Raw genomic sequence first — 18132 nt, 5'->3', positions numbered from 1 at the left:
TGCGTCTCCCATGTTCAGTGACTGAAGAGTCCGGGCGCACGCGCCGGTTTGCGTCGCGGGAACCAGCGCTCGAGCACGGAAGCCAGTGCAGGCAGCGCCGTCATCGCCATCAGCAGGTTCACGAGGAACATGAACGCCAGCAGCTTGCCCATATCCGCCTGGAACTTCAGCGCCGAGAAGCTCCATGTCGCCACGCCGATCGCCAGCGTGATCGCCGTAAATATCGTCGCCACGCCCACTTCGAGCATTGCATGCTGCACAGCCTTCACGACGTTCTGGCCGCCGGCCAGATGCACCTGCAGCCGGTTGTAGATGTAGAACGCGTAATCCACACCGATGCCCACGGCCAGCACCATGACGGGCAGCGTGGCCACCGTGAGGCCGATCTGCAGTTCCTTCATGAACCAGTAGCCGATGAAGGTCGCCACCGAGAGCGGCAGGCAGCACGCGAGCATTGCGCGCCAGTCGCGGTAGGCGAGGAACACGAGAATCAGGATCGCCGCGTAGACGTAGAGCATCATGGGCAATTCGCTCGCTGCGATTTCTTCGTTGGTTGCGGCCAGTACGCCCGCATTGCCGGCCGCGAGACGCACGGTGATGCCAGGAAACGGATGCGTTGCGCGGTACGTCTTCACGTCGTCCAGAATCCGGCTGATTGTCGTAGCCTTGTGGTCGGTGAGGAACAGGTGTACCGCCGTCATGCTGCAGTCCGCTTTCATGAAGCCCTTCACCCGGCCCACGTCCACCGATACCGCGCCGTAGTTCTCCGCGTCGATCGGAACGACATTCATCTTCGGGTAATCCTCGTTGTAGCCCTGGTTGTAGCGGCGCAGCAGCGCTGAGTAGGACTGCGCCGACACCACGCCAGGCTCGGTGCGCATCGCGCTCGTGAGATCGTCCTCGTACAGACCGACCGCCGGGTTGTCACACGCCTTTCCCGTCGACTCGATCGCGACCGTGAGCCAGTCGAGCCCGATGTCGTAGCTACTCGCGATCGACGTGGCGTCCCGGTTGAAACGCGCGTCCGCGCGCAGTTCGGGCGCGCCCGGCTGCAGCGTGCCGATTACGCGATCGCGGCTTTGCCAGGCCGCCAGTGCGAACACCACCAGCGTCAACGCAACGGTTACGCCTGCATAACGCGGCTGGGCGATGCGCGCGAGCCCGCGCAGCCATGCCGAGCGACGCTCGCTGCGCTTGAGCGCGCTATCGGCATAGGACTTCGTGAAGTTGAAACACGAAGCCGCGACGGGCAGCAGCACGAGATTCGTCACGATCTTGTAGGCCACGCCGAGCGACGCCGTGACGGCCAGCTCCCGCACCATCGGAATCGGAATCAGCAGCAGCGTGATGAACGACACGAATGCCGTCACGAGCGCAAGCACACCCGGAATCAGCAGGCCGCTGAAGCTGTGGCGCGCCGCATCGAAGGAGCTGTTGCCATGTGCAATCTCGCGCACGATAAAGTTGACCTGCTGCACGCCGTGTGAGACGCCAATCGCGAAGACCAGGAATGGCACCAGCACGGCGAGCGGATCCAGTCCGAAGCCCAGCAACTTCAGCGTGCCGAACTGCCAGACCAGCGAAGTGAGCGAGCACGAAATCAGCAGCACCGTGAAGCGCACCGAATGGCAGTACCAGTAGACCGCGAGCGCCGTGAGCAGCAGTGCAATGCCGCAGAAACCGAGCACGGCCGTCGCGCCATCAGCGATATCACCAATTTGCTTGGCAAAGCCGATGATCTGGATTTCATAGCCCGCATCCTCGAACGGCTTGCGGATCTGCGCTTCGAGCAGGTGGTTGAACGCCACGTAGTCGAGTACCTTGCCATTACGGTCGCGCTCGTTGAGCTCGGCTGTAATCATGGCACTGTCTTCGTTGTGCGAAACAAGCGTGCCGATATAGCCGCCGAGCGTCGTCGAGCGGCGAATCTTCGCGACAACGTTGGGCGTGAGCTGATCGGGCGTGATCGTGCCGGAGATGATCGGCTCGGCACGGAAGCCCTCGTCGGTAATCTCATTCACATAGGCGTTCGGCGTCCACAGCGACTGCACGCCAATGCGGTCCACGTTCGGCAGGTACGTGACGGCCTGGGTCACCTTGTATAGGCGCGTGAGCCCCTCCTTCGTCCAGATCGAGCCCTTGTGTGCGCGCACGACCACGGTGATCCGGTTCGCGCCGAGCAGGTCGGAGCGGTATTTCTGGAAGGTCTGGATGTACTCGTGGCCGATCGGCATCTGCTTCTCGAAGCCCGCATCCATGCGCAACTGCACGGCGAAAAAGGCCATGACGGCGGTGAACAGGCCGATGCTCACGAGCACCGCCGCTCGGTGAGCGAAGAAGAACCGTTCCAACGTTTTGACCAGGCGATTTAACACGGCATTATCCCTTCAGGTGATTCAATGGCGTACGGAACAGGCCATCAGAAGTTCCGCGTGACAAACATCCCGACGAAGTTACGGTCTGCGTACGGATTGCCCACGGTGTTGTGCCCGCCCCAGAACAGCGTGTAATTGATGCCCGCCTGCCACACGGTCGGGTTCTGGTTAAACAGCACGTAGAGGTTCAGCGACTTCATACCCTGCAGATAGTTCGCGGTGAGCGTCGGCGTATAGCCGTAGAGTCCGTCAGCAAACGTCAAGCCTGGCGTCACCTGCCAGCCGTGAATCAGCGAGCCGTCGTAGGTCCAGTTGAAGTCGACCGTCGCGCCCACGGAACTCGGGGTGCCCTGCGCCATGGCGATCGGATAGCCCAGGCCCGAGTTGTTGTTCAGCCACGGCAGGTAGCCCGCCTGGGGCACCTGCGTGACCTGCTGGCCGTTGACCGTGCGCGTGATGCCGTTCGTATTCAGGCCCGGGTAGTAGATCCAGGTGAGCTCCCAGGTCAGCGTGGCTTCGTCCGCGCCGAGCAGCTTGAGGAACGGATACTCGCTGCGCGTGAGCGCCAGCAGCCCGTTGATGTCGTACTGGAACTTCTTCTCGTCGGCCCACTGCTGGCAGTTCACGCCGCTTACGCCGTTGGTGTTCAGGTCGAGCGGGCCACCCGCGCCATAGCAGCTCGAGAGGGCCACGGCATCGTGCGGCCGATACGAAAGCTCAGTGCCGATGGCCCAGTTGCCGATGCCGAAATTCGCGCTGACACCAAAGAGCTGACGGTTCTGCAGATACGACCAGTCCAGCGTCCCGTTGGCCAGCGACGAGAGCACCGGTGACTTGTCGGTGTAATTTTCATAATAGACCGCGAAGTTCGCATCGAAGGAGCGCGGCGAATAGTTGAACTTCATGCCGAACTGCGGATGGTACTTCGACGGCGCCTGCCAGTTGACGGGCAGACCGATATCATTAAAGGGCGGCCCGGCAAACGCACCATTGACGAGTCCGGAATTGATGCCGTTGAGCACATTCTGGTTGCCGCTGTTCGGCCCCGCAATCGTGCCTGCGCTGGGACCGCCCACGTTCAGATTCGTAGTGCTAACCGTATACGGGTCGGTGCCGCGGCCGAGGCTGTTAGACAAAGACCAGTACGAACCAACCGGCGGATAGCGGTTGCCATTCCACTGAAACTGATAGTAGTCCTCAGTACTGAATCCATGCGAAAGATCCGCGGCGAAGCTGACCATCGGTGCGGGCAGAAGCGCCTGTTTCAGTTGCGAGCCGGGAATCAGCAGCTTCTGCACGTCGAGCGAGTTGGTGGCGTTGATACCGCCCTGTGCGAACATGCTCTCGCCCCAGTTGATCACCTGGTTGCCCACTCGCACATGCGCGCCCTGCCCGTTGATCGTGAAATCCTTTTCGCCCCAAAGATCGAGCAACTGCGCGTTGTAGACGACCTGCGCCGCGGTGGTGCTCGACAGCGGCGTGCGGTTCGTGTCGCCGGCGAGGAAGTCATACATGCCCGTGCCGCGGATCATGAACTTAAGCCCCTCGCTGGGCATCTTCAGCAGCAGCTCGCTGGTCGCGCTGATGTAGGTGCTGAAGGGCTGGCCCTTGCGGTAGTTCAGATCGCCGTTGTCGCCCACGCCCCACTGGTTGACATTGGCCGCCGCGCCGCAACCGAATGCGTTCGGGTCGCCCGTGAGCGAGCAGCTCGGGTTTTTGGTGCGGATACCCGCGCCCCCCGTGAGGTTGGTCACCCACGAACCCGTGAGGTCGCCCAAACCCGTCGTGAATTCGTAGCCGTACGCACTCGTTGCCGCCGTTCCAAACATGGCGAGCGTTACCGCAACATACCTTCCAATGATCTTCGTTTTCATGCGTCTCCCCTGCCGCCTGCCTCGATGCCGACGCACACCACCGGTGCGCGTCGGTCCCCTCGTCCTGCGCCAAACCTCAGCGCTCGCTCACCGATCTCAAGGATTCGGCCGTGTAGAAGTCCGTCTTGAAGCGGGGGTCGTTTATCTGCTCGTACCAGTGAATGTCCTTGCCCTGGCCAATCGACGAGGCATCGAAAACGTAGCGTCCGTTGTTGAGGTCGTACTGCGCCATCGGCTCGTTATCGCAGGTGCCACCGAGCTCCCACACCGGGATCGGATAGCTCTCGCGCACCTTCCAGAGCTTGCCCTGCGCGTCATAGTCCTCGCCCACAAGCGCCAGCCAGCTATCCTCATCCAGGTAAAAAATCTTCTTTGACGCGACGTGGCGTGCCGTGGGCTTGAGCGTCGCCTCGACCACCCAGACGCGGTGCACCTCGTAGCGACGACGGTCGGACGAAATGCCATTGGGCGTGGCGACGTCGTGCAGCTTGTCCTTGAAGGTGTACATGCCGAAATCGTCGTACGGGACGATCATTTCCTTCTTGCCCACGAGCTTCCAGTTGAAGCGGTCGATGGAGCCGTTGAACATGTTGGCTTCGTCGATCAGGTACTGATTCTCGAAGCCGATCAGCGGCGCATCGTGCGTGTAGGCCGGCATGCGCCTCACGCGGCGCTGGCCCGGAAAGTAGTAGTACGTCTCAGAATCCTTGTCGAAGTACTGGCGCTGTACGAAGGCCTGCCCAGCCAGCGCAGCGGGCGAATCGACCGAGAAATAGGCGCCCAGGTTGAACTGGTCGACGTCCTGCGGTGTGGTTTTGCCTTCCTTGCCCGCCGGGAAATAGAACGCTTGGGGGCCCACCGCGTCGATCCAGTCGCTGCTTCCCGGGCGCGGGGAAATGGACGTAACAACCGGCGCCCACTCGATACCCTCGCCGCGATAGCGCGTCTCGTAGTTGAGGATCGCTTCGGCACCGTTCTTCGGCTGCGGAAAGGCCACGCCTGGGAGCGTCGCCGCCTGGATCGTCTCGCCACCCGGAGCGAGTTTCGCCGTCGTAAGATTCGCAGTCGAATTCTGCTCAGCGAATTCCGGCGCCTGGCATTCGCGGTGGGACGGGTAGACCTCCATGCGGTAGCCCTTCAACTGCTTGACGAGCTGGACCTGCCCCGGTGACAGCTTGTCGGCGTATTTGTCGACGTTCGACGCATCGATCGTGTACAGCGGCTTCTCGCTCTTATGCTTCCAGAAGTCGCCGCGGACCTTGCCCCATTCCCAGCCGGCCGGCGTAGCTTCCCTGCCGGTAAACGCCGGCACGAGCCCATCCTTGCTGGCCGCGCGCTCAGCACCTGACGGCGTAAGGTCATCAGCAACGGCCGTTCCGGCCACAAGCAACAGGGCAGCCGCAATGGCAGACAAGGCTCCGATGGTACGCTTTCTCATCATGACTCTCCTTCCGATCTCTCTCATTCGTAATAGGTAATGCGAGGTTCAAACCCGACGCATTGGCGCACCGGGAGGGGGTCACTCTTCGCCGCACCCTGCCACGGCCACCGCCCGAATCTCGATGCACAACTCAGGCAGCGCCAGTTGTGTGACGCCAACCGCCGTCCACGATGGATAGCGCGACGGGAAATAGGCATCCTTGACCGCCGAAAAGGCCTCAATCTCGCCGCGCAGGTCCATATGGAAAGTGGTCAGCTCCACCACATCGGAAAGGTTCGCGCCCGCCGCCTCGAGCACAGCCTTGAGGGACTCGAAGGCGATGCGGGCCTGCGCCGGCATGCCCTCGCCGGGTTTCATATCAGGGCCGATGCCGACCTGGCCGGAGACCCAGATCGTGTCTCCCACGCGGGTCGCGGGTGAAAAATGGTAGGCGTCGTAGAACGCCTGGAACGGCGGCGGGACGATCGCTTGCCGCGTAGTGGACATTGTCATGGTGGTGGTGCCCTTAGTCAGACGAGTTGACGAAAACATGGCGCGCGAAACGGATCCCCTTCCTTCAACGCGGCGAGTTCTTCGAGGAACAAGACACCAACTGGCGTGAAGCCCGAGACGCTCGGCTGCGGCAGCGGACTGAAAACCGCGTCGTCACCGAAGAAGCGCAGCACGAGCGTGTGGCGATCCGGAAACGCGGGGTCCACCGCGCCACCGCCGTGCAGCACGCCCGGATGCAGCAGCAGGACGTCGCCGGGCTCCGTCGCCCACGAAATGATGTCGTAGGCGGCCGGATTGACACGGCGCTCAGCTTCGATATTTGGCAAGCGTGGCCAGACATCGCCGCCATGCAGAGGATCGGTCGGGTCATCAGCATTTTGAAAGGTCGTGCCGTCGTGACGCGGACCTCGATGCGACCCCCGCACGACCTCGAGCGCATTCTGTTTGGGTACGGCCTCGAAACTGATCCAGGCATTGCCGAAGTGCATGCCTTCCCATGGCAGGTAGGACGTGTCCTGATGCCACGGTGATCGGCCGCTCGTGCCGCCGCTCTTGAGGAACAGTTCCTCGGCGAAATACCAGACGTTCGCGGAGCCCCACAGGTCGGCGAACAATTGCCCGAACGGCAGTTCGCCGGCCAGTTCATCCAGGCGGCCCTTCGCAAACGGATTGGCGTTGTCGTTGTGCGTCTTGTGCACCGTGCCTTCGAACAGGCTGCCAGCCATAGGTCCCGGGTTCTCCATGCCCCAATCGAAAACCTGCCGGCACCGGGCCAACTGTTGCTCGCTGAGCAGGCCTTTGACCAGAACGGCACCGTCCTCGGCGAACGCCTTGCGCGTGGCTTCATCCATAGCTGAACTCCTGAATCGTCAATCGGCAACCTGCTCCCAAATGCTTCCCGCAGCGCCTTACCTAGAAAATACTACCAAAGTTAGGTAATGATACAAAACTAAAAAAAAGAAAAAAGAGAGGGAATTCCCTGCCTTCACAAGGTTACTCACAAGGAGCCAAGCCACTGCTAGAAGCAGAACGCGGCACTGTGCCTGCAAGCGGACCTGGAGATCAACGCCCTGACCTCCGGGGGGACGCCAATCAACGAGCCGTCCGAACTTTCTTGCATTGTTTTGTAAACGTGACTATCTTAGTCTTAGTGTACAATTTTTAAACCATCTGAAATATCTGCGCCTCTGGTGGTCGTGGACCAGGACCGATCTGCACGCATCCACAACGCGGATACCGGTCGCGAAGTGCCAGCGTCGAGTCGACTTTGAGCGACGAAGGCCATTGACGCAATACGCGCTCTTGCATTTTGGTAACGACGTACCGCAGTCGATCGAGTAGCGGCCCGGTGCCATGGCATCGGAAACCGTGAGAACGTGGCTGGGAGCGGCTTTGGCTGCGAAGCCGGCGGAGCGCCCGTTAATGGCGGAAAGAGTGGGAGACGGTGATGTCCAACATTCTCAGCAACTGGATTTATATGGGTAGCAACGCATACGACGAATACACGTTCGTACCATGGCTGAACAGGAACGTCTATCGCCGGACTGTCGACTTTAGTCAAGTCTGCATGCTGTAACGTCCGTGCAGCGTATTTCCAATGGACCACGGCGCATGAGGTACGAACTCACATCTGGAACGGGAGCCCAAACGCTGCAGGGGGGGGTAGCTACGAGTCCGGCGAGGGAGAGTTGCCCCTCCTATTCACGTTGGATTCCTAATCATCAATCCAGCATAGTGAATATCGAGATGCTGAACGGCTTCCATCAGGCAATCGTGAGCGCCATGGTATTTCTTGCCGGCACCACACTCTCCTACCTCAAAGTCTTTGTCGTGGATGGGCCGGAGGAACATGGATGCTTGCGCCGCGATGAGCGCGCTCTGCGCATTCGGCGCGACGATCGTGCAAGTTCTCACGCTGCGCCGAGCCTTGTAGATCGCCAACGACGATCCTCAACCGTTCGCGAAAACAGCGCGCCTGCTAATGTGGAGCATAGGCTCCTGCTCGGCAATGGCGTCAGTCTTGTGGTTGCCCAGTGGTGACGCCCGCTGCCTGGTCTCACACACTGGATGAACACGTAGCGTCCTGATACCCGCCCGATCATGGCCTCATCCGCCTCAGCCTCGCGATTCAGCGAAGGCACAAACGTGACGATCTCTTACTTTTGTACTCGCCGATCCGAGAGAGACGGTAACGGCTGTCATAACAACGCCCGACCTCTCAGCTGACATCGCGAATCAGCGAAGCAAGTTCTTGTGCCGATGCAGAGTTCGACCGCGTCAGGTTCTGGGCGACACTGCGCCTGTCCGCCTCAGTACGCTGCTGAGACAGAAATCGCTTTCCGCTTACCTTGGAAATCACTATCTCAAATCCGAGCAAGTGTTTGGATGCGCCTTCGACGAACTCGGGCGCAGCCTCCTTCAATGTCCAAGGGTTGCTGCGCCCCGACTCCTGCGCCTCCGTCAGCGATTCCAGGTGCGATATGATCCACTGTGGGTTATCAATAAACGAAATCTGCCCCCGCACCTCGACAGCAATGTAGTTCCAGCTCGGCGCCACCCGTCCACTACGCTGCCCATTCACATACCAGCGGGGAGATATATAGGCATTGGGGCTCTGGAACACTGCAACGACTTCGCTCGAAGCAGGAAATGTGGCGACGGGATGTTTCTTCGCCACATGTCCAAGAAGACGGGCCCGAACGCCAGTCTCGTCTAGCTCCACTGGCAACAGATTGGCTTCCAGCCCATGGTCGGCGGAGCCTATCAGAGTCGCCAGTGGATAGGTGCGTATGAGTCGATAGAGCTCATGAATCTCTGGGATGGCGAAAATCGGTTGAATATGCATAGGTATCTTGGTGAATTTGCATCCATTCTGCCCGCATCGCAAACCGCCGTCTTGAACGTTTTGGCCAATACAATCTCCTACGTGAAAGCCCCGACGATCGGCGCTGAGACGCGTAGTGAGGGGGCAAAACCGCCAAATCTACGGAACTCACGGTTCATGTGAGACTGATCCGAGTAGCCCAAGCCAGATGCAATGTTCCTCAGTGACAGCACGCCTTCGTGCAACAAACTCATGGCCTGCTGAAAACGAAGAATGCCCGCCAGAGAGCGAAGCGGAATCCCTGCGGCAGCCAGGACGTCATGACGCAGCGTACGAGAGGCCAGTTGAATGCGCCTTGGTTCGCGACCGAAGGCCTGATCGATTGCGTCGATTGCACGTTTGTGACTGAGAGAAACCGGCGCATTCGATGCAGTGCGGGCGACGGCTTGAACAAGACCATGCTGCAGTTCTTCTACGGATCGAGCGAAGAGGATCGAATGCGCAGATTTGCCGAGCAGCGTGGCAACGCGCCTTCCGGCGATCCACTGATTGCGCATCAAGGCGGCTGGTACGCCGAGGCACGTCCCACCCCATCCGATACGAAACCGAACGCCAATGCTGACCACACCTGGGCGAACTGTGAGATATCTCCAGGTATCAGCGGGGCCCGCGAGCGCAAGCCACACAGCGGTCACTCGTGATCCGGACGTGGTAGTGCAGTGCGCAGCCAGGTCCATACGCCCATCCGGCAATATTAGCTGGCTTCGCGAGACAGTTGCGTCATAGCGCCAAATGGCCACAACACGTTCCCGGTCAATTCCGTCCTGGGCAAGTTCTCGATAGGCCCCGAGAGCGATAGCAGTGCTCATGAAGGTAAGCTTCGCATAGGTGCAATCTCATTCACAACAGTTCCTGATTTCAATCGCGATGAGCGACAGCCACGAGCGAGCGTCTCACCGTCCGGATCGGCTCTCGGGTAGATAGGATAGCCATCTCAAGTCTAATTTATCCAAATCAGCGCTGATCCGCAGTTACGATTGCCCTCACGCCTTCAGATACATGTCGCAGCTGACGCCCGGCCGCCCTTCGGATCGAATCTTTCCCGCCGGTAGCGCTTCAGATTGACCGGTCCCCTCGCGTTTGAGGACATCATTAAAGACAGGGGCGTTCGGGTGCGACGTGAAATTCGTCTACGAAGGGCTCGACATCAAGCCCCACGGCGTTGAGGCGGCCCCGCAAACGCACGCAAACAAATGCAGGCACTCCACGCTTGAGCTCGAACGTACGGAGCGCCCGGTTTAACGTCTGCGCGAATGCCTGACGGCAAAGCGAATCCGCGCTTTCTGGTTCCCGGTCCGGATCGAATCATGCCGGACCATCACTAACCGGGAAATCAGGCGTAGCTATAAACACCGTGACCGGTCTTGCGGCCCAGCCGCCCTGCCGATACTAGCTCACGAAGCAGCGGGCACGCACGATACTTAGGATCACCGAAGTCCTTGAAAAAGACGTCGAGCACCGAAAGGCAAACATCCAGGCCAACGAGATCCGCCAGCGCCAGCGGCCCGATGGGGTGATTTGCGCCCAGGCACATGCCGGCGTCGATTTCCTCGGCCGTTGCCGCGCCTTCCGCTAGCAGGAAAAGCGCTTCGTTGATCATCGGCACGAGAATGCGGTTGACGACGAAGCCAGGTGAATTCTTGACGCTGATCGGCGACTTGCCGAGCCGGGTGGTCAGCTCGCGAATCGCTTCCGCTGTGGCGGGACTAGTCTGCAAGCCAACGATGATCTCGACCAGCGGCATGAGCGGGACCGGGTTGAAGAAGTGCATGCCGACGAATCGCGCCGGATCGGCGAGCGCCGCGCCCAGCGTCGTGATCGAAATGGACGACGTATTGGAAGCAATAATGGCGGTGTTCGACACAACCGATTCAATTTGCTTAAGAATACGAATTTTCAGATCGAGGTTTTCAGTGGCCGCCTCGATCACGAGGTCCACGCCAGCGAGACGTTGATAGTCCGTGGACGTTTCGATACGGCCGAGCGCGGCGACTTGCGCCGCCGCATCGAGCTTTCCCTTCGCCACGAGCCGGCCGAGGCTGTCGCTCAGCGCGACGAGACCTTTCGCGAGGGCAGCGTCCGCCACGTCGACCATGATGACCTTGAGGCCCGCGACAGCGGCGACTTGAGCAATGCCGGCGCCCATCGTTCCTGCGCCGATGACGCCCAGCGCTTCGATTTTCATCGCAAGTTTCTCCTGCGCGTGCTGTCGCGCGTTGCTGCGTTGCGGTTCGTTTTTAGCCTGTCCACAAGAGGACGGCAGATGCGCAGATCGTAGCATCGCGGAGAAACGACCGGCCTGTCCAAATTTGCCGATCTTGTGACAAATCCGGCCACATCATCGCTGGTCGCCCGGGGCGTTCACCCGCGCCGCGAAGTATCACCGGCAAACGCCCGGTTATCGTTGAGTGATGTCGTACAAAAGCGGATGTGCAATTCGAACGTAGTCTGCCCAACTCAGGAGAATCGATCGATCCAGCCGCCCAGCATTAAAGGCGACCTCGTGGTTTTCGTCGACCAGAGCGGGGTCGGTGACAAGCCTGATAGCGTCGTTGAAGGCGAACGGTGGCACCGCGCCCATCACACAATCAGTCAACGCTGTCGCGAACTATGCAGGCGCCAAGGTCGCCTTCTTTTGGCCCACCTGCGGCCCCGAGCTTCCTGAAGTCAAGCTTTCGATTGTCTGGAAGCACGGCTAATACCGGCGGGACGGTCGCGTCCTTGAATGTGCAGCATGGCTTTTCCCTCCCTGTTCAGGCGCGGTGCCACGTATTGACGCGATGGCGTCTGATCGCCCCTCATGGGTGTGCTCCAGTATCCGTGCGCCGGATGCATCAGCAAATCGCACAGTTGTTCAACGACGGTTCGCTCGCTCATCGCGTTCGCTCATATGAAGAAGGGGAGATCGTCGCCCCCCCATACCGCCTGTCTCCGCCTGAACTAATCTGCGCGGGAAAGCTCGATGAACCGAGGCTCCTCAACGACGCCACGGCGAAGGATCTAGTTCACGCTTCGCCGTATCAAGGAATAGTCGCTGCCGGATCGAGAGTGTCGTGTGGGCACTAATGCCATTACAGGTGCCGGTGCGAGTCTCCTGCCCGGCACCTGTAGCACCAGCTTGCCTGCCGCAATCAATGGCGCGGCGCCCTATTCCGAGCGCTCCATAATTCCGGCGCCGGCGCTCGCCCAGCGGCTCATCTCCATGCCGCGCAACAGTTTCAACAAAGATACTGTCGACGACTTCATCGGTATCGACGTGGCCAAGGCGAGGTGCGACGCGATCGATCCCGCCGAATTCCCCGAACACGAGGAAGCCCTGCGAACGTTGCATCGCTATCTCGAGAGGTGGCTCGGGCTCAGAGAGGGCAACCCATTCGATCTTTAACTGGTGGCCCCTATCGAAGTCGAGCATTGAATTACGAGCGGCCAGTGTCCGCACCGGCCGAAGAGCCGCGCGCAGCCTTCCTGCGACGAACGTCCGCTTCGCTTTGCAAAGAGCCGTTGATGCTTTGACATACCGGAAGTCGGCTCTGGGTCCGCTTACGGCCTTTGGCGCCATTGTCGCCTTGCGAGTCGCTCCGCGCCGTGTCTATGCGCCGAAGACGGCTCACTGTTCTCCATACGTGGCTTCCTCTCATCTCCTGCGAGCTAGCGTTGAGAAGCGGATTGCTTGCCTTAGGGGCATGCGTCATCGAGGACCGTGACCGCTTACGCCTCCCGACGGCCCTCCTGCTGCGCCGTGCTCTGCCGCGCCCCCACTCTTCCCTTTGCACCCAGATTCCGTCGCAAGTCAATGAAGTCACCCCATGGACGAAGACGCCGTTTGCGATAAATCCGCCTATCGCAAATGCGTTCTTTACTTGCGATTTAGGCACATCCTCACTGGCGTGAGCGGGTGAAGTTTTCTCCAGAAGTCGATAGGCGACGCGACTCTTAAGATAAGTATTCTTATCGAGTCCATCAGAAAAGCACCAAAGTCGAATCATCGTCGCGGCGTCGGTAGTCGGCCATGATCCGCCATTCGGCGGCGCCTCTCAAATCGTCAACATTCGCTGGATGCGACAGCCGGTAGTGGCAATGGTAATCGTGGCCGGTCCGTGCAAACTGAGATCAAGTCCAACATGTTGGCTATTTCCAGTCCACTCGCAGCATGGTTGATCGTTCTCGCGTCCGGTTTTCTCGAAGTCGTATTCTCGGTCGCCATGAAGTTATCCGACAGCTATACGAAGCTATTGCCCGGTGCAATATCTATCGTGGCTGCGGTGTTGAGCGTTTGGTTGATGAGCTTTACGCTGAATATCTTGCCCTTGGGAACAGCCTATGCGGTATGGGCCGGGGTCGGTGCAGCCGGAACAGCACTGGTCGGAATATTCCTGTTTCACGAGCCTATACTCTTTGGCCGGTTGGTCTGCATCGCACTTGTCGTCGTGGGGATCATCGGGTTGCAGTTGCAAGAAGGAGGTTAGATCACACCGCGAATGGCAGCTACAGAGAGGCATGGAGGTCCCTTTCGGGTCGCACCGAGCCGGTCGTGCGCAACCACTCGCCTGACGATGCAAAACGCATGAGTCCGCGTGCGGCCAAAATCAGTCACACGCTGACGTCTCCTGAATCGTTGGCAACTCCGGAAAATCGCGCAAGGTCACCGAAACCTTCAACCTGGCACTCAACGACGCCAGATTGCTCGACCAGCAGCTCATGGTGGTCGAGCTCGTTGAAACTGCACTGTCGTTGTAAAGGGACACAGATCAGCAAAGAACTCCGTTCGGATATCCGTTGTTCACATCCCCACAATCACTTGCCGATACCTCGCGCAGATGCGGCGCACCGCCTCGACATCGTGCGGCACAGGCAACGCCGCCATCGCGCGAAAGAATGCATCGTGACGCGCCGGCGCAGCGACCAGCAGCATGCGGACGTCGGCAGTCTCGCGGTTGATGAAGCCGTGTACGTCCCCGGGCGCGACCGTGACCACAGCACCTGCTGACACCCGTTGAACGGTTTCGCAGATCAGGAATTCGAGCGTGCCTTCGTGCACGACAAACGTCTTGTCTTCGTCGAGCGAGCGATGCGCAGGGGCGCCACCGCCCGTCCCAATGCGCATCTCCATGACGGTATACGGAGCGTCGGTGATGGCGGGGTCGGCGTCGGCCGTACCCGCGATCACGCGGGTCGTCATGTTAGAGAAAGAAAGGACAGCGGATGGCGTAACGATGGCGGTTTTCATGAGCGTCGCAAAGCGTGTTGAGAAAGCGCTAGTCTGCGCCCGCGAGTCGCGCCCGATAAGACCGTTAGAATGGCGACTCCTGCCAACGAGATGGACAATGGATATCAATGGCTCTGTCGCCTTTGTAGCCGTCGTGGACAGCGGCTCGTTCGCCGCCGCTGCCCGCGAACTGGGCCTGCCCCGCTCGACCGTGAGTGCGCGCGTGGCCGCACTGGAGACACGGCTCGGCGTGCGGCTACTGCGGCGTTCGACGCGACAACTCGCGCTGACCGAGGACGGTGAGATCTGGTACGCAAGTGTCGGCGGTGCCATTGCGACGTTGCGCGAAGCCGAACACCACGGACTCGCTGAAGGCGCGACGTTATCCGGCACCATCCGCCTGAGTGTGCCGCTAGATTTCCCTGACACCGTTCTCGCCGATGCCATCGCGGCATTTCTCGGCGCGCACGCGCGCGTACGCGTGGAGGTGCACGCCAGCAACGACATCGTGGATTTCGTCAGTGACAGGTTCGATCTTGCAATACGCGGCGGCAAACCGGGCGGCAACGGCGCAGTTGCGCGGCGAATCGGCGGTTTCCGTATGGCGTCGTTCGCTAGTCCGGCATGGCTCACGCGACAAGCGGGGACAAATACTCGCTCCGACGGCAAAGCGCCTGGGCGCAATACGATAGGGTCCGGCTCGTTCCCCTCACACTCCTCGCTCTCCTTCGCCACGGGTACGAATCGCACTGGGGACGCTTATTCAAGCGTCAAGGCCAACAGTTTCGGGCTGCTCAAACAGTTGGCGATACGTGGTGCTGGCGTGGCGATGCTGCCCGAGCATCTGTGCGCGGACGCGCTGGCCGCGGGCACGCTGGTCAAGATTGACGCCCCATTGCCTGCCGTCGCGCAGGGCCTTTACCTGGTTTATCCGTCGCGCGGCGACATGAACGCGCGCGTGCGTGCATTTGCGCGGTACCTAGACGACGCACTGGAACAACTCACGGTGGCGCCTTGAAGTGCCTGCTGACGATGCGGGCGCACCATGTGCCGTCCAGAAAGGAATGGACTCAGTGCGGCCAAAATGCGTCACTCGCGCAACCGGTTCGCCCATATCATGGAGCGACCGCTTCGCGCCCAGAAGCGGTCGCAATTCCGTTCAACAATGGACAATAACTCAGCTAGCTGCCAGGTCGAGTTTCATGTGTACTATCCCGTGCGCTATAGAGACGCCTATCGTGCCTACGCAATGCTATCTGCCGAGAGGCCTACGACTCGGGCGGGAGCTGCTCTGAAGCTCGGGCTATGAGCATCAGCAGCAATCATGTGAGGCGTCACTTCGTGTGCGGCTAACGCTCCGGCCGAAGCCCAGCGCTCGATCAACACGAAACGGTCGTCATCATCGACGACAGCATGGAGATCATACTGAATACATCCTGGTTCGCTACGCACAACCGGAGCTAGCTTTTCGAAAGCCGCGATCTGCTCGTGGCGCATTCCTGGCCGGGTTTGAATCGAGATAACAAGCATCACCTCTAGTTCATTCTTGCGATTGTGAAGGTCTAAGTTGCTCATAACGACTCCGTGCTGAAGTAATGCCGACGGAAGACGAAGCGGCGTAAACGCAAAAGGCCCCGTCGTTTGCCGGCGGGGCCTTAGAGATATGCAACCACAAATACTACGTGCGTATCCAAGACGTCCCACCGTCACCGATGGTCGTCGTTGTGATGTTGGTCACGAAAAGGATGAGTTTGCGTTGCATGCCCTTACGGTACCGCACACGTTCGCGATTCGTCAACTCTGCTGGAGGCGATGCTCAAATCTGCCCGTACGCCGGCCTCTGAGGTTCAGCGGAGTTGAAGACCTGCTGATGCATGGAGGCTCGCAGAACACGCGTTTCCGTCATGTCATCGGACACTCAATCGACCCTCGGCCGACCGTGACGGGTCGCTCCGGGCCGATCACGCGCATCACTCGCGTTGCGATGCAAGACCCAAGAGCCCGCCTGCGGCCACGATCGGTCATTCCGCCTCGTACTGGAGATCTTCGACAATCTCATCATCGAGGCACGATTTCATCGCAACAATCTTTCTAGCCCAGCGATTGCAGCAGTCTGAATCCTTCAGGCCAATCGCCAAGGTTGCTGTCTGCATTGAGATGTCCTTTCCCTCCAACTTCGACAAGCTTGCTGCCCCACGCTTTCGCGCAGCGTCCTGCGTGCTCTATGCTGCCATACGGGTCGTTGGAACTCGACACAACGACGGTGGGAAAAGGTAGCTGTTTCGATGGCAAAGGAGCAAATCCAGTTGCAGCCGCCGCGGGAAACGCCGATGCGCAAGGGTCCAGCACCGCGACGAGCAGCGCTCCGCGAATTCGGGGCGAATATCGGCTCGCCCAATGCGCCACCGCGAGGCATCCCAGGCTGTGCGCCACGATGAGCGTGTCGTCGTCGCTTTGCGCCAACTGATGTTCGATTGCGGATACCCAATCGTCGCATGCAACCTGATCCCAGTCTTCGACGACGAGTCGCCGCCAGTCGGGATGCGATGCCTCCCACACGCTTTGCCAGTGCAGTGGACCGGAATTCCCAATACCGGGAACAACGAACACGGGGTAGACCATCTGCTAGCTCTCCATCATTGAATGAGTCTCAAGTGTAAGAGCGCGCGAATTCTGGCAACATCGCAAATCGAATGAATTAATGGCCTCAACCGGTCGAATTAACGGAAATTGCCCGAACGCGCAAATGAAACCTAAGCAGATAACGTTGGACCGGCTGGATTGGCGAATATTAGAGGCGCTTCAGAGCAACGCGCGCATTAGCAACACCGAACTTGGCAAGCAGATCGGACTTTCGCAGCCAGCCGTCACTGTCCGTATAAAACGACTTGAGGAGCATGGAGTAATCGAGGGTTACGCGGCGCGGATCAATCCCGGTCTCGTAGGCCGTGGGATTGCCGCCATCGTCCGGATCAGGACCACGCATGCCCAGATCAAACATTGCCTGAGTGCCTTCGAAGCAATGCCCGAAATCATTGAGGCGCATCGCATCACAGGCGAAGACTGCTTCATGGTGCGGATTGTGGTCGAAGACATGACGCAACTGGAGGTGGCGATCGACACGCTGGCGAAGTTCGGGCCGGTCACCACGGCTGTCGTGCTGGCAAGTTATCCCCCGAAGACAATCCGCGGCTCGCTACTTTGAACGGCTGCTATGGAGAGAGGCGAGTGTCTGCTGAGGGTCGATTTCACCCATACGCGGAACGGCTGCCCTTCTACCGGTCAAACGATCAGCGCCTTCTGCGCCGCTTGAATTTGACATTACGATGGCATTTTCCGGATCTGTAGGTGGCTGCCCCTCGTACAAAGTATGAATCTGCGAGCGATCCGCATACCTGTGGTTATTCCCTACATTGTCATCGCGGCGCTTCGCTCGTGCGTTAGAGCGATTGAGGCAAGACATCGTGCCTTGCCCTCCTCCACAAACGGGATACCACAGATATGAAAAAGATCATTCTCGCCACCATGGCGTCCGTCTCGATGCTCGCAGCAATCGCTCCTGCATACGCCTACGACCACCATCATCACCCCGTATGCCACAAGGTGCGCGTGCATCATCATTGGGAAAAGCGTTGCCATTGAACTGCCATCGATCTCGTGGCCGTGGAACTTCATGGCCACCGTCCTGTTGAGCACAGCGCGGCAAATTACTCGACCACGTCGGTTGGCGAGGCGTACAGCGAGCACTGATGGTCACGGCGCATCTGCCGGCAATGGCATAGCGCCATTGCCCCTCAGAGACACGAGAGACACGCCACAAAAAGCGCACGTCGGCTTTTGCATCCCCGCCCACCGGACCC

The 18132-nt window shown here is 59.6% G+C and carries 18 protein-coding genes and 1 pseudogene; 6 read left to right on the top strand and 13 right to left on the bottom strand.

What is annotated here, in order from left to right:
• Window positions 1-14 precede the first annotated feature (14 nt).
• The 8 genes from U5782_RS32785 to U5782_RS41690 all read right to left on the bottom strand — a co-directional run bounded on the left by U5782_RS32785 (window position 15) and on the right by U5782_RS41690 (window position 9305).
• Window positions 15-2375, bottom strand: coding sequence for an efflux RND transporter permease subunit (locus tag U5782_RS32785; protein ID WP_322048034.1), 2361 nt, complete (start codon window positions 2373-2375; stop codon window positions 15-17).
• Window positions 2376-2419: 44 nt separating this feature from the next.
• Window positions 2420-4249: a DUF1302 domain-containing protein gene (locus U5782_RS32780; RefSeq protein ID WP_322048033.1), complete on the bottom strand. Its 1830-nt coding sequence runs from the start codon at window positions 4247-4249 to the stop codon at window positions 2420-2422.
• A gap of 76 nt (window positions 4250-4325) precedes the next feature.
• Window positions 4326-5690, bottom strand: a complete 1365-nt coding sequence (locus U5782_RS32775; RefSeq protein WP_321845042.1) for a DUF1329 domain-containing protein — start codon at window positions 5688-5690, stop codon at window positions 4326-4328.
• A gap of 78 nt (window positions 5691-5768) precedes the next feature.
• The gene (locus tag U5782_RS32770) at window positions 5769-6182 is read right to left on the bottom strand and encodes a RidA family protein (protein WP_322048032.1); all 414 of its coding nucleotides are present in this window, start codon (window positions 6180-6182) and stop codon (window positions 5769-5771) included.
• Window positions 6183-6199: 17 nt separating this feature from the next.
• A complete protein-coding gene (locus tag U5782_RS32765) occupies window positions 6200-7033 on the bottom strand; it encodes a phytanoyl-CoA dioxygenase family protein (RefSeq protein ID WP_321845040.1) in 834 nt (277 codons plus the stop codon).
• A gap of 850 nt (window positions 7034-7883) precedes the next feature.
• A complete protein-coding gene (locus U5782_RS32760) occupies window positions 7884-8123 on the bottom strand; it encodes a hypothetical protein (RefSeq protein WP_322048031.1) in 240 nt (79 codons plus the stop codon).
• A gap of 277 nt (window positions 8124-8400) precedes the next feature.
• Window positions 8401-9027 (bottom strand): FMN-binding negative transcriptional regulator, encoded by a 627-nt coding sequence (locus U5782_RS32755; RefSeq protein ID WP_322048030.1) that lies wholly within the window; start codon window positions 9025-9027, stop codon window positions 8401-8403.
• A gap of 77 nt (window positions 9028-9104) precedes the next feature.
• Window positions 9105-9305: a helix-turn-helix domain-containing protein gene (locus U5782_RS41690; protein WP_415914446.1), complete on the bottom strand. Its 201-nt coding sequence runs from the start codon at window positions 9303-9305 to the stop codon at window positions 9105-9107.
• Here U5782_RS41690 and U5782_RS32750 point away from each other — a divergent pair.
• A complete protein-coding gene (locus U5782_RS32750) occupies window positions 9246-9707 on the top strand; it encodes a hypothetical protein (RefSeq protein WP_322048029.1) in 462 nt (153 codons plus the stop codon). The two genes, U5782_RS41690 and U5782_RS32750, sit on opposite strands and share 60 nt — an antisense overlap.
• A gap of 692 nt (window positions 9708-10399) precedes the next feature.
• On the opposite strand, the gene U5782_RS32745 is transcribed toward U5782_RS32750, so the two are convergent.
• Both U5782_RS32745 and U5782_RS32740 read right to left on the bottom strand, forming a co-directional pair.
• A complete protein-coding gene (locus U5782_RS32745; RefSeq protein ID WP_322048028.1) occupies window positions 10400-11251 on the bottom strand; it encodes a 3-hydroxybutyryl-CoA dehydrogenase in 852 nt (283 codons plus the stop codon).
• A gap of 213 nt (window positions 11252-11464) precedes the next feature.
• Window positions 11465-11943 (bottom strand): annotated as a pseudogene (locus U5782_RS32740) (YbaK/EbsC family protein).
• Between the two features lie 178 nt (window positions 11944-12121).
• On the opposite strand from U5782_RS32740, the gene U5782_RS32735 reads away from it, so the two are divergent.
• Window positions 12122-12451 carry a hypothetical protein gene (locus tag U5782_RS32735; RefSeq protein ID WP_322048027.1) on the top strand — a complete coding sequence of 110 codons (330 nt, stop codon included), beginning with the start codon at window positions 12122-12124 and terminating at the stop codon, window positions 12449-12451.
• Window positions 12452-13163: 712 nt separating this feature from the next.
• The gene (locus U5782_RS32730) at window positions 13164-13532 is read left to right on the top strand and encodes a multidrug efflux SMR transporter (RefSeq protein WP_322048026.1); all 369 of its coding nucleotides are present in this window, start codon (window positions 13164-13166) and stop codon (window positions 13530-13532) included.
• 314 nt (window positions 13533-13846) lie between these two features.
• Here U5782_RS32730 and U5782_RS32725 read toward each other — a convergent pair whose 3' ends face one another.
• The gene (locus tag U5782_RS32725; protein WP_322048025.1) at window positions 13847-14245 is read right to left on the bottom strand and encodes a cupin domain-containing protein; all 399 of its coding nucleotides are present in this window, start codon (window positions 14243-14245) and stop codon (window positions 13847-13849) included.
• Here U5782_RS32725 and U5782_RS32720 point away from each other — a divergent pair.
• Window positions 14244-15290 (top strand): LysR family transcriptional regulator, encoded by a 1047-nt coding sequence (locus tag U5782_RS32720; protein ID WP_322048024.1) that lies wholly within the window; start codon window positions 14244-14246, stop codon window positions 15288-15290. The two genes, U5782_RS32725 and U5782_RS32720, sit on opposite strands and share 2 nt — an antisense overlap.
• Before the next feature lie 224 nt (window positions 15291-15514).
• Here U5782_RS32720 and U5782_RS32715 read toward each other — a convergent pair whose 3' ends face one another.
• Window positions 15515-15847, bottom strand: coding sequence for an antibiotic biosynthesis monooxygenase family protein (locus U5782_RS32715; RefSeq protein ID WP_322048023.1), 333 nt, complete (start codon window positions 15845-15847; stop codon window positions 15515-15517).
• Window positions 15848-16363: 516 nt separating this feature from the next.
• Window positions 16364-16894, bottom strand: a complete 531-nt coding sequence (locus U5782_RS32710) for an RBBP9/YdeN family alpha/beta hydrolase (protein ID WP_322048022.1) — start codon at window positions 16892-16894, stop codon at window positions 16364-16366.
• Between the two features lie 124 nt (window positions 16895-17018).
• On the opposite strand from U5782_RS32710, the gene U5782_RS32705 reads away from it, so the two are divergent.
• Window positions 17019-17477: an Lrp/AsnC family transcriptional regulator gene (locus U5782_RS32705; RefSeq protein WP_322048021.1), complete on the top strand. Its 459-nt coding sequence runs from the start codon at window positions 17019-17021 to the stop codon at window positions 17475-17477.
• A gap of 296 nt (window positions 17478-17773) precedes the next feature.
• Window positions 17774-17914, top strand: a complete 141-nt coding sequence (locus tag U5782_RS32700; RefSeq protein WP_322048020.1) for a hypothetical protein — start codon at window positions 17774-17776, stop codon at window positions 17912-17914.
• Window positions 17915-18132: the final 218 nt, after the last annotated feature.

The sequence above is a fragment of the Paraburkholderia sp. J67 genome (genome assembly GCF_905220265.1).
Classification (GTDB): domain Bacteria; phylum Pseudomonadota; class Gammaproteobacteria; order Burkholderiales; family Burkholderiaceae; genus Paraburkholderia.
The sequence above is the reverse complement of the archived record's forward strand: the minus strand, read 5'-3'. Positions and strand labels throughout refer to the sequence as shown.

Excerpts from the sequence above, each read along its gene's own strand:
- U5782_RS32780 (WP_322048033.1), bottom strand. The coding sequence starts at position 4,249 with ATGAAAACGAAGATCATTGGAAGGTATGTTGCGGTAACGCTCGCCATG.
- U5782_RS32775 (WP_321845042.1), bottom strand. The coding sequence starts at position 5,690 with ATGATGAGAAAGCGTACCATCGGAGCCTTGTCTGCCATTGCGGCTGCC.
- U5782_RS32770 (WP_322048032.1), bottom strand. The coding sequence starts at position 6,182 with ATGACAATGTCCACTACGCGGCAAGCGATCGTCCCGCCGCCGTTCCAG.
- U5782_RS32765 (WP_321845040.1), bottom strand. The coding sequence starts at position 7,033 with ATGGATGAAGCCACGCGCAAGGCGTTCGCCGAGGACGGTGCCGTTCTG.
- U5782_RS32755 (WP_322048030.1), bottom strand. The coding sequence starts at position 9,027 with ATGCATATTCAACCGATTTTCGCCATCCCAGAGATTCATGAGCTCTAT.
- U5782_RS32745 (WP_322048028.1), bottom strand. The coding sequence starts at position 11,251 with ATGAAAATCGAAGCGCTGGGCGTCATCGGCGCAGGAACGATGGGCGCC.
- U5782_RS32720 (WP_322048024.1), top strand. The coding sequence starts at position 14,244 with ATGTTAGAGAAAGAAAGGACAGCGGATGGCGTAACGATGGCGGTTTTC.
- U5782_RS32725 (WP_322048025.1), bottom strand. The coding sequence starts at position 14,245 with ATGACGACCCGCGTGATCGCGGGTACGGCCGACGCCGACCCCGCCATC.
- U5782_RS32715 (WP_322048023.1), bottom strand. The coding sequence starts at position 15,847 with ATGAGCAACTTAGACCTTCACAATCGCAAGAATGAACTAGAGGTGATG.
- U5782_RS32710 (WP_322048022.1), bottom strand. The coding sequence starts at position 16,894 with ATGGTCTACCCCGTGTTCGTTGTTCCCGGTATTGGGAATTCCGGTCCA.
- U5782_RS32705 (WP_322048021.1), top strand. The coding sequence starts at position 17,019 with ATGAAACCTAAGCAGATAACGTTGGACCGGCTGGATTGGCGAATATTA.
- U5782_RS32700 (WP_322048020.1), top strand. The coding sequence starts at position 17,774 with ATGAAAAAGATCATTCTCGCCACCATGGCGTCCGTCTCGATGCTCGCA.